The organism is Alteraurantiacibacter palmitatis (genome assembly GCF_037154115.1).
In the GTDB taxonomy this organism is placed as follows: Bacteria; Pseudomonadota; Alphaproteobacteria; order Sphingomonadales; family Sphingomonadaceae; genus Alteraurantiacibacter; species Alteraurantiacibacter palmitatis.
Genome location: NZ_JBANRO010000013.1, coordinates 49069 through 61975, shown reverse-complemented (window position 1 = coordinate 61975; position 12907 = coordinate 49069). Strand labels below are relative to the sequence as shown.

Annotated in this window: 16 protein-coding genes; 9 read left to right on the top strand and 7 right to left on the bottom strand. The window is 65.7% G+C overall.

Features of this window, described 5'->3' with window-relative positions:
* Nucleotides 1–47 precede the first annotated feature (47 nt).
* Together yghU and WFP44_RS14705 are read right to left on the bottom strand one after the other, a co-directional pair.
* A complete protein-coding gene (yghU, locus tag WFP44_RS14710) occupies nucleotides 48–917 on the bottom strand; it encodes a glutathione-dependent disulfide-bond oxidoreductase (protein WP_336927381.1) in 870 nt (289 codons plus the stop codon).
* An 85-nt stretch (nucleotides 918–1002) separates the two neighbouring features.
* On the bottom strand, nucleotides 1003–1446 hold the full coding sequence (locus tag WFP44_RS14705) for an MEKHLA domain-containing protein (RefSeq protein WP_336927379.1): 444 nt from the start codon (nucleotides 1444–1446) through the stop codon (nucleotides 1003–1005).
* 74 nt (nucleotides 1447–1520) lie between these two features.
* On the opposite strand from WFP44_RS14705, the gene WFP44_RS14700 reads away from it, so the two are divergent.
* On the top strand, nucleotides 1521–3119 hold the full coding sequence (locus WFP44_RS14700; RefSeq protein WP_336927378.1) for a GMC family oxidoreductase: 1599 nt from the start codon (nucleotides 1521–1523) through the stop codon (nucleotides 3117–3119).
* Nucleotides 3120–3216: 97 nt separating this feature from the next.
* Nucleotides 3217–3642, top strand: coding sequence for a carboxypeptidase-like regulatory domain-containing protein (locus WFP44_RS14695; protein WP_336927377.1), 426 nt, complete (start codon nucleotides 3217–3219; stop codon nucleotides 3640–3642).
* Nucleotides 3643–3645: 3 nt separating this feature from the next.
* Here the strand turns inward: WFP44_RS14695 and WFP44_RS14690 are convergent, their stop codons facing one another.
* The 4 genes from WFP44_RS14690 to WFP44_RS14675 form a co-directional block, all read right to left on the bottom strand.
* Nucleotides 3646–3942: a DUF3817 domain-containing protein gene (locus WFP44_RS14690; RefSeq protein WP_336927376.1), complete on the bottom strand. Its 297-nt coding sequence runs from the start codon at nucleotides 3940–3942 to the stop codon at nucleotides 3646–3648.
* Nucleotides 3942–5036 carry a branched-chain amino acid aminotransferase gene (locus WFP44_RS14685; protein WP_336927375.1) on the bottom strand — a complete coding sequence of 365 codons (1095 nt, stop codon included), beginning with the start codon at nucleotides 5034–5036 and terminating at the stop codon, nucleotides 3942–3944. Before WFP44_RS14685 ends, WFP44_RS14690 begins: the two co-directional genes overlap by 1 nt.
* Before the next feature lie 507 nt (nucleotides 5037–5543).
* Nucleotides 5544–6137 (bottom strand): hypothetical protein, encoded by a 594-nt coding sequence (locus tag WFP44_RS14680; protein ID WP_336927374.1) that lies wholly within the window; start codon nucleotides 6135–6137, stop codon nucleotides 5544–5546.
* The gene (locus tag WFP44_RS14675; RefSeq protein ID WP_336927373.1) at nucleotides 6134–6679 is read right to left on the bottom strand and encodes a hypothetical protein; all 546 of its coding nucleotides are present in this window, start codon (nucleotides 6677–6679) and stop codon (nucleotides 6134–6136) included. Before WFP44_RS14675 ends, WFP44_RS14680 begins: the two co-directional genes overlap by 4 nt.
* A 123-nt stretch (nucleotides 6680–6802) precedes the next feature.
* Between WFP44_RS14675 and WFP44_RS14670 the strand changes: the two genes are divergently transcribed.
* From WFP44_RS14670 to WFP44_RS14640, 7 genes are all read left to right on the top strand, one after another.
* Entirely contained in the window at nucleotides 6803–7558 is a 756-nt protein-coding gene (locus tag WFP44_RS14670) for a TlyA family RNA methyltransferase (RefSeq protein WP_336927372.1), read from the top strand.
* A gap of 108 nt (nucleotides 7559–7666) precedes the next feature.
* Entirely contained in the window at nucleotides 7667–8221 is a 555-nt protein-coding gene (locus WFP44_RS14665) for a TspO/MBR family protein (protein ID WP_336927371.1), read from the top strand.
* Nucleotides 8222–8259: 38 nt separating this feature from the next.
* On the top strand, nucleotides 8260–8508 hold the full coding sequence (locus tag WFP44_RS14660; RefSeq protein WP_336927370.1) for an accessory factor UbiK family protein: 249 nt from the start codon (nucleotides 8260–8262) through the stop codon (nucleotides 8506–8508).
* 48 nt (nucleotides 8509–8556) lie between these two features.
* The gene (recO, locus tag WFP44_RS14655; RefSeq protein WP_336927369.1) at nucleotides 8557–9159 is read left to right on the top strand and encodes a DNA repair protein RecO; all 603 of its coding nucleotides are present in this window, start codon (nucleotides 8557–8559) and stop codon (nucleotides 9157–9159) included.
* On the top strand, nucleotides 9156–10214 hold the full coding sequence (gene leuB, locus WFP44_RS14650; protein WP_336927368.1) for a 3-isopropylmalate dehydrogenase: 1059 nt from the start codon (nucleotides 9156–9158) through the stop codon (nucleotides 10212–10214). Before recO ends, leuB begins: the two co-directional genes overlap by 4 nt.
* A 15-nt stretch (nucleotides 10215–10229) precedes the next feature.
* Nucleotides 10230–11351: a glycosyltransferase family 2 protein gene (locus WFP44_RS14645; RefSeq protein WP_336927367.1), complete on the top strand. Its 1122-nt coding sequence runs from the start codon at nucleotides 10230–10232 to the stop codon at nucleotides 11349–11351.
* An 85-nt stretch (nucleotides 11352–11436) separates the two neighbouring features.
* Nucleotides 11437–11619, top strand: coding sequence for a PLD nuclease N-terminal domain-containing protein (locus tag WFP44_RS14640; protein ID WP_336927366.1), 183 nt, complete (start codon nucleotides 11437–11439; stop codon nucleotides 11617–11619).
* On the opposite strand, the gene WFP44_RS14635 is transcribed toward WFP44_RS14640, so the two are convergent.
* The gene (locus tag WFP44_RS14635; RefSeq protein ID WP_336927365.1) at nucleotides 11616–12890 is read right to left on the bottom strand and encodes a phospholipid carrier-dependent glycosyltransferase; all 1275 of its coding nucleotides are present in this window, start codon (nucleotides 12888–12890) and stop codon (nucleotides 11616–11618) included. The genes WFP44_RS14640 and WFP44_RS14635 overlap by 4 nt on opposite strands.
* Between the last annotated feature and the right edge of the window lie 17 nt (nucleotides 12891–12907).

Genomic DNA, 12907 nt, shown 5'->3' with positions numbered 1-12907 from the left:
CGGCTGGCCGATTTGGGAAGGGGCCAAAAGACCCTATTTCGCCGCTTTCACAGCGTATCGGGCCGCTTGCGCACCGGATCGAACAGGCTGCGATCTTCCACTGCGTCGAAATCGGCGGCGCTGTGGCGTTCGGGCAGGGCCTGCGTATTCACCAGCCGCCCGCGAATGGCGGCGGGCCGCGCATCAATGGCGCGCACCCAGCGTTCGACATTCCGGTATTCGTCCAGCCCCAGGAAGATGTCGCAGCGGTTATACGCGCCGTGGAACAGGTTCCCCAGCCAGGTATAGGCGGCGATATCAGCGATGGTGTAATCATTCCCGGCCAGATATTCGGTCTTTGCCAATTGCTTGTCCGCCACATCGAACAGGCGCTTGGTTTCCATGGCATAGCGGTCAATCGGGTATTTGTAGCGTTCGGGCGCGTAGACATAGAAATGCCCGAAGCCCCCGCCGATGAAGGGCGCGCTGCCCATTTGCCACATCAGCCAGCTGAATACTTCGGCTCGCGCGGGGTTTGTTTTGGGCAGAAGGAAGTCGAACTTTTCCGCCAGATGCAGCAGGATCGCGCCGCTTTCGAACACGCGGAAAGGTTCGGGCCCGCTGCGGTCGAGCAGCGCCGGAATTTTCGAATTGGGATTGAGATCGACAAAGCCCGACCCAAACTGGTCGCCGGCAAAGATGCGGATCTGCCAGGCGTCATATTCGGCCTGCGAAAAGCCCGCTTCGAGCAGCTCCTCGAACATGATCGTTACCTTCACCCCGTTGGGCGTGCCCAGCGAATAGAGCTGGAAGGGGTGCTCGCCTTGCGGAAGCGCCTTTTCCTCGCGTGCGCCGGATGTGGGGCGGTTGATGGAGCCGAAGGCGCCGCCCATGTCATCCGGGCTCCAGACGCGGGGCGGGGTATAGGTATCGGACATGGGAAGCGCTCTCCTGTTCCCTCAAAATTTCTGCCTTTGATGGGTGGTGCGCGGCGCAGCCTCAAGCAAGAGAAACTTTGCGCTGCTACAGCATTTCCCATGTGTCGAACCACGCGGCCTGGCCATGGCGCTGGCCGCTTGCATCGCGCAGGTTCCAGATCACCGCGTCGCGGATGCAAAAGCGTGTGCCATCCGCCGCGATGCGTATGCCGTGATAGCCGGTGACCACATCGTCCGCCTCCAGCCGGGCGAGCATGGCAGCGCGCTCCGCGCGCAGGGCCGGCTCGGCACTTTCGTGGCTGGGCAGGCCGATGAAGCGGGCCGCGCCGATGCGGAAAAGGGCAAGGGCCTGCGCATTGCCGAAGAAAAAGCGCGGCGGGTCTTGCGTGCCATGCGCCACGATGGCGGCGGGGGCGTTCCACAGGTCGCCGCCGGGGGCCAGCGGGCGGCCCGTCAGGCGCGCAAAGCTTGTCTCCAGCAGCGCCAATCGCGCGCCTGCGCTTGCCTCCATCATTGCCCGGTCATCCATCACGCTTGCGGTAAAGCAGCTTTCTGCCCAAGAGGCGAGGGGGCTGGCGAGGGGGCTGGCGAGGGAGAGAGGCTTTGGCACACACACCGGATCTGATCGTGATCGGCGGCGGCTCTGCGGGCATGGCGATGGCGACGCGGCTGGCGCAAGGCGGTAAGCGGGTGCTGTTGCTCGAAGCCGGGCGCAGCCACCGCGATATCCGTTCCTATGTGCCTGCGCTGATGGCGGGCATGGTGCATACGCCGCAATTCGACTGGATGTACCGGGCAGAGCCTGATCCCAGCGTGGGCGGCAGGGGCGATGTCTGGCCTGCGGGCAAGAGGCTGGGCGGAGGCAGCGCGATCAACGGAATGATGTTCATCCGCGGCCACGCCTATGATTACGACCGCTGGGCCAGTCTTGGCGCGGCGGGCTGGGATTACGCCAGCGTGCTGCCATTCTTCCGCCGGCTGGAAGATAATGAGCGCGGGAGCGATGAATGGCGCGGGTCAGGCGGGCCAATTGCCGTTTCCGAAGTGCGCAGCACTTATGGCGTGACGGCAGACTGGATCGCGGCGGTGCAGCAGGCCGGGTATCCCCGCTCGCCCGATCTGAACGGGCAGCACAATGAAGGCGTCGATTATATCCAACTGTCGCAGCGGGGCGGGCTGCGTTCGTCCACGGCCGCCGGGTATCTGAAGGCAAAACCGCTGGGGCTGGACATTCTGCTCGAAACGCAGGTGCTGAAGATCCGGCTGGAGGGCGGCCGCGCGACAGGCGTGACCATAAGGCGCGGGGGCGAGGTGCTCGACCTTGCGGCGCGTGAAGGCGTGGTGCTGTGCGCAGGCGCGCTCAATTCGCCGCGCCTGCTGATGCTGTCAGGGATCGGCCCGGCGGCGCATTTGCGCGAGCACGGCATCGCGGTGGCGGTGGATGCGCCGGGCGTGGGGCAGAATTTGCAGGAACATCCCGGCGTCCATCTGGTGAACGAGGTAGCGGCGCATACGCTGAACGATGACAGCCGGGGGCTGGCGGGACTGAAAAGCCTACTCGCCTTTCTGTTCACGCGGCGCGGCGCGCTGACCACCGGGATCGGCCACGCGCAGGCCTTTGTCCGCAGCCGCGATGGCCTGCCCGCGCCCAATATCCAGCTGGCCTTTTCCGCCTTTGCCTTTGATGTCACGCCCACGGGCAATCTGGCGCTGCGAGAGAACAGCAGCGTGTCCACCTTCGTGGCATTGATGCGGCCCGAAGCGCGCGGCACCGTCACATTGCGCAGCAATGATCCCGCTGCCGCCCCGGTGATCCGCCACCACTTGCTGGGGGTGGAGGAGGATGCGGTGCAACTGGTCGAAGGCCTCCAGATCGCGCGCCGGATCATGGGGCAGGACGCGATTGCCCCGCTGGTGACGGGCGAAGTGCGTCCGGGTGCCGATTGCTCGTCGGCAGATGCTTTGCGGGCTTATGTGGGGGCGGCAACCATCCCGATGTATCACCCGGTGGGCACGGTGAAGATGGGTGCGGCAGACGATCCGATGGCCCCGCTGACTGCCGATTGCCGGGTGAAGGGCGTGGCCGGTCTGTGGGTGGCCGATGCCAGCGTGATGCCCACAATCCCGCAGGGGAACACCAATGCCACCAGCATCATGATTGGCGAGAGGGCGAGCGCACTGGTGCTGAAGGCCTTGCGGTAAGTCCCCTGTGTGACACGGATGTAATGCAACCGTCACATTGCTCGTCTTGGGAAAGGGTTCAGGTGCGGCACCGAGTCGCGCTGGTGGAGCCGTTCCCTTGCGTCAATCTGTCTTTCTTGCCGCTCTCCTTGCCCTGTGCGCCCCCGTGGCGGCGCAGGCCGGCGATGTTGCGGGCACAGTATACGATGCGCGCGGCCAGGCGGCGGCGGGCGTGGAACTGGTGCTGGGCAATGCCCGCACGGTGAGCGGGGCGGATGGCTCCTACCGCTTTGCCGATGTGGCCGCGGGCGAACATACCGTCTCCGCCGGGTCGCAGCGCGTGGGCGTTTCCGTGGCCGAGACCGGCGAAACGCGCCGCAACATCATTCTGCTGTCGCGCACGGCGCGCATTGCGGTGACGGGCGAAGCGCTGCCTGCTACTCAGAACGACGCCGTATTGGCCGATGCGATGCGCATGGCCGATGCCTTGCTGGCCGAAGCCGCCGCGCTGCCGGCGCGGCGCTGGAACGATATCGGCGGGTAAGCTTCAGGCGGCGGACCGCGCCGCCATTTTCCGGCAAATCAGCCCGTCATTCAGGAAGGTGCCAAAGGGAAACAGCGCCGCCACAAAGGTGCGCGCCCATTCGCTGACCGAAAAGCCCTTGCCCGGAAGGCACACGCCCATTGCCACCACATAGGCCACCCACGCGAGGCCATGCGCCATGCCCACCGGTGGCACCAACACCGGATTGCCGCCCCAATATTTGAGCGGCATGGCAACAAGGAACAGCGCCAAAGTGGTCACGCCTTCGCCCAGCGCGATCCAGCGGAAGGCGTGCAGCATCAAAGGCGCATCACCCAGCCGTGGCGATCTTCGGCAAGCCCGCGCTGGATATCGACCAGCTTCTGCTTCAGCTTGCCGGTCAATTGCCCCGGCCCGCCGCTGCCAATGGTGAAATCATGCGCGCGGCCCGCCACGCGGCCCACCGGGGTGACGACCGCAGCAGTCCCGCAGGCGAAGGTTTCCACCAGCCGGCCCGACGCCGCATCGTCCTGCCACTGGTCGATGCTGTAACGCTCCTCGCGCACGGCAAGCCCTTCCTCGCGCGCCAGCGTGAGCAGGCTTTCGCGGGTAATGCCGGGCAGGATCGTGCCGGTCAGCGGCGGGGTGAGGATGCTGCCATCGTCAAACACGAAGAACAGGTTCATGCCGCCCAGTTCCTCGATCCAGCGGCGCTCTGCCGCGTCGAGAAACACAACCTGGTCGTGGCCATGGGCAAAGGCCTCGCTGGTGGGGACAAGGCTGGCGGCGTAATTGCCGCCGCACTTCGCCGCGCCCGTGCCGCCGGGGGCCGCGCGGGTATAATCCGACACCCACACCGACACGGCGGGTGCGCCGCTCTTGAAGTAATTGCCGGCGGGCGACAGGATCACCACGAACTTGTATTGCTTGGCCGGGCGCACGCCCAGAAACGGCTCGCTCGCAAACATGAAGGGCCGGATATAAAGCGAGCCGCCTTCCACCTTGGGGAACCAGTCGGCATCGGCCAGCACCAGTTGGCGCACCGCCTCGACAAACAGCTCCTCCGGAATTTCCGGCATGGCGAGGCGGCGGGCGCTGGCGTTGAAGCGCTGCGCGTTCTGATCGGGCCGGAACAGGGCCATCGCGCCATCGTCCAGCCGATAGGCCTTCAGCCCTTCGAAGATTTCCTGCGCGTAATGCAGCACGCTTGCCGCCGGATCGAGCGGGATGGGGCCGCGCGGGCCGAGCGCGGCATTGTGCCAGCCGTTTTCCTCGCTCCAGTCGATCACCACCATGTGATCGGTGAACACGCGGCCAAAACCGGGATCAGCAATCGCGGCTTCGCGCAGATCGGGCGCGGTGGGGGCGGGGTGGGGGATGCGGGCAATGGTGAGGGGCGCGGCGGCGGTCGCCATGGGGGGATGTCCTTCGGGCTTGTGTCGATCGCCTGTTATATAATTTCAATCGATTGGGGAAGATTGAATTATTATATCTTTGGCAACCAGATTTGCCGCCGTGCTAGCGGGCAAAACGGGCGAGGGAAAGGGGGCTTTGGCGGAAGGCCGGACAGGGCAAATAGGCGCGGCACAAATGAGAAAGGCGGCCCCTGCCTGACAGGGAACCGCCTTTCGCATGGTCAGCGGCCGGAAGTGCCGCCCACGAAGCCTTTACCGGTTACGATAAATCAGAACCGATAATGCCCCGCGCGGAAACTAACCGACCTCCCTGCTGAACCATGAGACATCGGATCACCTCCTTTCGCGCTGTTGAGCCTACACCCGCCAGTGCTCTGCCGGGCGAAGACCGCGATTAACCGCTGGCCTTGGGTGGAATGTGGATTCTGCCGCGTTGCAACACAAGACTTGTAAAAAAGTTTTTCACAGTCAGAATTGGGGTTTCGGGCCGGATCAATCCGATCCCTGTCAACGGCGGCAATCTTCCAGCACACGCGTCAGTTCGGGGTAGCTGGGCAGATACAGCGCCCGGCCCCCTTGCACCTCCAACGCGAAACGCCCGCGCGAAAAGGCCATGGCATCGAGGATCGCGTCACGTGCGACGAGGCGGGTTTCCAGCCATCCTTCGCGCAAGTTTGCGGTCAGCAGCGCGTCGCGAGTTTCGGTGCGCACCCGCACGCCGCGGGTCGGCTGGCTGCCGGCAACCGCGATCAGCACCTGCCGGTCGGCCGTGCAGACAAGCCGCGCCAGAATGGCCCCGGCCGGATCGGAAAATTCGGCAACGCTTTCCGTGCCCGCCGCGCGCCAGCGCCAGTCCCCCGCCGTTTGCGGCTGATCGATCCATTCTTCGGGATGCGGCTCCAGAGGCGGGATGTCGGCAGAGGCAGAAGGCGGCGGAGCGGGCGCAGGCTCGGGCGCTGGCGCCGCAACCGGCTCTGTCCGGGGCGCGGGCGGCGCGTCGCTGGCGGGCGGGATGCAGCCTGCCAGTGCCAGCGCGCCTGCCGAACCTCCCATCACCAGGATGGCGCGGCGTAGAACGGACGAGGGGAAACGCAGGGTCATTGGCACCTTTCAAATATGCGGCGGATGCCCGGCGCGGCGGGCACGCGCACCGTGGGGCCGCCCGGCTGGCTGATCTCGATCGCGCCGCCCGGCTGCACGAAGCCGCCGAAAACCGGCGCGTTGATCGCGATCTGCGCGACCTGCCGGGGCAGCGCGGCATTGCCATCGGCCATCATGTCCAGCCGCGCGGCGGTGCCGCCCGCTTCGATCACGAAGGTCTGGTTGCCGGGGCTGGTATTGCTGACCGCCATGGAAAGGCTGCGGCTGGCCGCATCGCAGGTGAGCACCAGCAGCGCATCGCCTTCGGGCGGCTGGAAGCTGGCGCTGGCGCCGGTCGCATCCTCGTTGATGTTCCAGCTCCCCAGCGCCAGCGGCGATCCGTCAGCCGCCACGGTGGGCGTGGGCGCAGGGGTCAACACGGGCGCGGGCGCGGCAGGAGGGCTTTCCTCTGCCACCGGCTCGTCCGACGAACTGCACGCGGCCAGCAGGCCGGCGGCCAGGGCAATCACGGCGCTGCGCGAAAAGGTGGCGGGGAAGGTCATGGGGCATCAATCCTTGATAATCCGATTCGGGTCCACCCGGTTGCGCCCGAAATGTGACAGGAACCCGACAGTCGGCCCCTTGCCCCTTGCGCTTGTCCGCCGCTGGCCCCTATCGCACCGGTCATGGCGGAGAAGAAACCGGGCAAGATACGGATCGACCAGTTGCTGGTCGAACGGGGCGATGCGGAAAGCCGCGCCCGGGCGCAGGCGCTGGTGATGGCGGGTGTGGTTTTCGCCAAGGGCGTGCGTGTGGCCAAGCCCGGCCAGCAGGTGCCGCTCGATGCCGAGATTGAGGTGAAGGGCCGCGATCATCCGTGGGTCGGGCGCGGCGGGGTGAAGCTGGACGGTGCGATCAAGAGCTTTGGCCTCGACCCCACCGGCGCGGTGGCCATGGATATCGGCAGTTCCACCGGAGGTTTCACGCAGGTCTTGCTGCATCACGGCGCGGCCCATGTCTTTGCCGTGGATGTGGGCACCAACCAATTGGATTACCGGCTGCGCGGCGACCCGCGCATCACCGTGCTTGAACAGACCAATGCCCGCGACCTGACGCCTGCGCTGATCGACCGGCCGTGCAATTGGGTGGTGTGCGATGCCTCGTTCATCTCGCTGGCCAAGGTGTTGGAAGTGCCGCTGCAACTTGCTGCGCAAAAGTGCCGGTTGGTGGCGCTGATCAAGCCGCAATTCGAAGTGGCGAAGGGCGAAGTGGGCAAGGGCGGGATTGTGCGCGATCCCCGGCTGCACGACCGCGTCTGCGCCGAGGTGCGCCGCTGGCTGGAACTGTGCGGCTGGGTGATCGATGACATCATCGAAAGCCCGATCAAGGGCACCGAGGGCAATGTGGAGTTTCTGGTTTCGGCGCAAAGGGGCGGGGATTAATCCACCCGTCGGCGCAGGCCTGCTTGCGCTGACGGCAACCTCTCGCCACACTCCGCGCTTCGTGATTCCGGGGCCAGCCAGCCGGCTTGGCCTTGCAAAGGAGCGAAGATGAACCGCCTTGCCACCCCCGGCCAATTGCGCGCCAGCCTGCTGCGCTGGTCACTGTTCCTGGTGCCCACCGTGCTGTTGCTGGGATTTATGTCGGGCCAGTTCGCCGGCAGCGGGCCGGGCAATCCGTGGTTCGACGCGCTGGAAAAGCCCGCGATCTATCCGCCACCCGCCGCGTTCGGCATCGTCTGGTCGATCCTGTATGTGATGATGGGCGTGGCGCTGGCCATGGTATGCGCGGCGTGGGGGGCACGCTGGCGGCCCTGGGCTATACTCGCCTTCGTCGTGCAATTGGCGCTGAATCTCGCCTGGTCGCCGGTGTTCTTCGCCATGCATGATATTCCGCTGGCGCTGGCGGTTATCCTGACGCTGCTGGCCGCGCTGGTGCTGACGATCTGGCTGTTCGCCAAGGTGCGCCGTGCCGCTGCATGGCTGCTGGTGCCCTATCTGGCGTGGGTGTGCTTTGCCACGGTGCTGACCTGGCAGTTCCTTGAACTGAACCCCAACGCGGCCGAGATTGAGGTAAACAACGCCGTGCAGCGGATCGAATTGTAGGGGTTGAGAATCCCGCCAATCAGGCCCAGATAAGACCTATGCAAAGCGAAAACCCGATCATCGCCGACTTCGTCAAACTGGCCAATGCCGCCGCCGGAACGCTTGCGGGGATGACCCGTGAAGCCCGCGACAGCGCGCGCGAGCGGATGAAGGAAGCCTTGGGCGGCATGGATTTCGTCAGCCGCGAGGAGTTTGACACGGTCAAGCAGATGGCCGCAAATGCCCGCGAAAAGGTGGAAGCTCTGGAAGCCCGCCTCGCCGCACTGGAAGGCAAGTCCAAGGGCTGACGCAGCCGCGCTTGCCCCTCAGGGCGTTACACGGCACACCCCGCGCCCATGCAATTGCGCGCCCCTGCCATTCTGGTTGCCACCCGTCCGCATGGCGAAACCGCCGTGGTGGCGCGGTTCCTGACGGCCGAACACGGCCTTGTCGCTGCCTATGTCGCGGGCGGACGCGGGCGCAATCTGCGGCCTGTGCTGATCGCGGGCAACGGGGTGGAGGTGCAGATTTCGTCCCGTTCGGACAGCCAGCTGCCCTTTGCCAAGGTGGAATTGCAGGCCAGCCGTGCGCCCTTTCTGGCCGAGCCGCTGGCCGCCGCTGCCATCGGCTGGGTCACGGCGCTGACCGCCACCGCGCTGCCCGAACGCCAGCCATACCCCTCGCTCCACGAGGGCTTGGGCGCGCTGCTCGATGCCATATGCCTTGCCCCGTCCGCGCGCGGCTGGGCGGGGGCGCTGGTGGCGTATGAAACGCTGCTGCTGCGCGAACTGGGCTATGGCGGGCAGGGGCAGAGGCCCGCGGGCGATTTGCCGCAAATCCTTGCCGTCATGGACGCGCTAGCAAAGCCGCTTGACCACTACCTTCTTGCCGACCGGCGCGCAGGCGTTATGGCGGCGCGCGAGAGGTTACGCGAACTTTTGCAACGGATGGTGGAATGAAAATCGCTTGTCTTGCCGGGGACGGTATCGGCCCGGAAATCATGGCAGAGGCCAAGAAGGTGCTCGCCGCGCTGGATATCGCCGGAATTGAAACCGCCGATGCCGATGTGGGCGGCGTTGCCTACCGCAATCACGGCCACCCGCTGCCGCCCGAAACGCTGGAGCTGTGCAAGGCGGCAGACGCCGTGCTGTTCGGCGCGGTAGGCGATCCGGCTTGCGACAATCTGGAGCGGCATTTGCGCCCCGAACAGGCAATTCTGGGCCTGCGCCAGGCGCTGACGCTGTTCGCCAATCTGCGCCCCGCCACCATGTTTGCGGGCCTTGAGGATATGTCGGCCCTGCGCCCCGAAGTCGCGCGCCAGATCGACCTTCTGATCGTGCGCGAGCTCAACGGGGATGTCTATTTCGGGGAAAAGGCGATCCGCACGCTGCCCGATGGGCGGCGGCAGGGTTTTGACCTGATGTCCTATGCCGAGGACGAGGTGCGCCGCATTGCCCATGTCGCCTTCCGCGCGGCGCAGGGCCGGGGCAAGCGCCTGTGCAGCGTCGACAAGGCCAATGTGCTGGAAACGAGCCAGTTGTGGCGCGATGTGGTGATCGAGGTGTCCGCCGAATATCCCGATGTCGAACTCAGCCATATGTATGTCGATAATGCCGCGATGCAGCTGGTGCGCAATCCGGGCCAGTTCGATGTGGTCGTCACCGGCAATCTGTTTGGCGATATCCTGTCCGATCAGGCCAGTATGTGTGTTGGCTCGATCGGCCTGCTCGCCAGCGCATCCTTGGGTGAAACACAGACCGCTTTCGGCACCAAGGGGCTGTACGAGCCGATCCACGGCAGCGCGCCCGATATTGCCGGACAGGGCAAGGCCAATCCGATGGCGATGATCCTCTCGCTTGCCATGCTGCTGCGCCATTCGCTGGGGCTGGACGCGCAAGCCGCACGCGTGGAAGCCGCCGTGGCCAAGGCGCTGGCCGATGGCGTCAAGGGTGCCGATCTGGGCGGCAGCGCCAATTGCGCTGAAATCGGCGACGCGGTGGTCGCGCGGCTGTAACGAAGGGGCGGGGCGGTGAGCAATCTCGGCGCTCAACTTGGCCCGCAGCTCGAACTCGCGGTGGTGCTGCCCACGCTGAACGAGGCGGGCAATATCGCGCCGATGGTCGCAAGGCTGGAGGCCGCGCTTGGCCCCGCGGGCTGGGAAGCGCTGTTCGTCGATGACAACAGCCATGACGGCACGGCGGAAGAAGCGCGCCGCATCGCCCGCACAGATCCGCGCATCCGCGTGATCCAGCGCATCGGGCGGCGCGGGCTTGCCAGCGCGGCGATAGAGGGGATGTGCGCCACTGCCGCGCCCTTTGTCGCGGTGATGGATGCCGATCACCAGCATGACCCGGCGCTGCTGCTGGATATGCTGGAGGCAGTGAAAGGGGGCGAGGCGGACCTTGCCTATGCCAGCCGCTTTGCCGCAGGGGCCAGCGCCGAAGGGTTGGCCGATGCGCGGCGCGAGAAGGGCAGCCGCATCGCCAATGCGCTGGCGCGGCGGCTGACGGGCAGCGATCTGTCGGATGCGATGAGCGGCTTTTTCCTGATGCGCAGCGACCAGCTGAGGCGGCAGGCGGGCGATCTTTCGGGCATTGGTTTCAAGATCATGCTCGATATTCTTGCCACCGCTTCCCCGCCCCTGCGGGTGAAGGAACTGCCCATGCAGTTTGGCCCAAGGCTGGCGGGGGAAAGCAAGCTGGATCATGGCGTGGTGCTGGATTTTCTCGCCGGATTGTATGACCGCTATCTGGGGCGGCTCATCCCGGTGCGTTATGCGCTGTTCGGCACGGTCGGCGGGCTGGGGGTGTTGGTGCATATGGCGGTGCTGGCCGCGCTGTTCCGCACGGGCCTGCTACCCTTTGCGCTGGCAACCGGTGCGGCGACACTTGCCGCGATGACCTTCAATTTCTGGCTCAACAACCTCCTCACCTACCGCGACCGGCGCCTGTCAGGCGCGCGGGCCATGCTGGCGGGCTGGGCGGGGTTCTGCGCCACCTGCGCGGTGGGGGCCTTTGCCAATGTGGCGGTGTCGACCTATCTGCAAGGCCATGGCTGGCGCTGGTGGGCGGCGGCGCTGGTGGGCGTGATCCTCGCCTCGGTGTGGAATTACGCGCTGTCGAGCAAGTTTGTCTGGGGTCGGTTCCGGTAACAATCCGGGAACCAAACCGCGCCCCCGGCCATTCCTGTATCATCGGACGGACACGAGACCGTCTCTTAAAAAACAGGAGCAAATCATGGAAATCCTTGGTCTTATCGGCCTGCTGCTGGCGCTGTATGCCATTTACAACGTGCTGACGAGCGGCGCCTCCACCGGTGCAAAGATCGGCTGGACCATCGGCCTCGTGCTGCTGCCCATTCTGGGCTTCATCGTCTGGGCCATTGCTGGCCCGCGTGGCGGCAAGCGCGTAACTGCCTAACGCCAGCCTTCCAGCCAGGCATAGCGGAGAAAGTCCTGATCGCTCTCCAACGGCGCAGCGGTCAGGATGGGGTAGAACCACACAAACAGGGCGGCTGATCCCCCAACCAGCACGGCGGGGACCAGCCGCTCTCCCCTTTGCCACAAGCGCTCGGTCGCCAAGGCCAGCGCCGCCATGCCGAAACAATGCGGCAGGATATAGTGGTAGTAGAACTGCACCGGCTTTGGCGCGACAATCCACATCCCGAAGCTGACCGCGTAAAGCACCGCCAGCGCGAGGCAATCGCGCCGCCCGTCTTTCAGGCCCGCCGACAGGCACCACAGCAAAGCGGGCAGCATGGCGAGCGAGGACAGCGGATTGCCCAGCAGCACCACCCCGCGCTGCGCCCCGTCCGCGACTTCATACAGATACCAGATTGCGCGGGCATTCGTCGCCCATTGCCACCACTGGCTTTGGTAGGGATGCGGCGCGAGCACCTGCATCTGGAGATCGAGCATCTGCCGGTGCAGCTCGATCAGACCGCTCGGTTCCCCCGGCACATAGGCAAACAGCAGGAACGGCCAATAGCTGAGCGCGTAAACCGCCAGCGGCAGCAGCCCCAGCCATATGCCTGCTTCCCACAAGGTCATGCCGCCGATCGGCCAGCCGCGATTGCTGGTGAGGAAGCGCGCGCGCGCCTGCCATGCCCGCGCGACAAGAAAGGCAAGACCCGGCAGCATGGCAAGGGGGATCGCGTTCCACTTTGCCGCCATTGCCGCGCCCAAAGCCGCGCCGGCAATCGCCAGCCGCCAGCGCGCGGTCTCATGTTCGCGCACCGCGCCCGCGCACATCCACAAGGCCAGCATGACGAAACCCAGCATGACGGCATCGAGCATGGCGATGCGCGCCTGCACCAGCAGCGGGAAGCCGGTGATCAGGAACACCCCGGTCAGCAGGCTGGCCGCGCGGCTTTGGCTCGCAAACCACATGGCGCGGCAGGCGGCAAACAGCGCCAGCACGCCGCAGGCGAAGGGCACGCTGCGCCAGCCGAGCGGAGTGTCTCCGAACAGCAGCATACCCAGCGCGATGGCCTGTTTGCCCAATGGCGGATGCTCCAGATTGAGCGCCTGGCTCATATCCAGCAGCGCGCGCGCGGCGGGAAGGTAATGCACCTCGTCAAAAAACGGCTCTGACGGGATCGTCAGCCGCACGGCGCACAGCACGGCAAACACCGCCGCCAGCAGCAGATGCCAGCGGATCGGATCGGCAGGGCGGGCAGGGGGCAGGCTCATGCGGATGCCAGCGATAA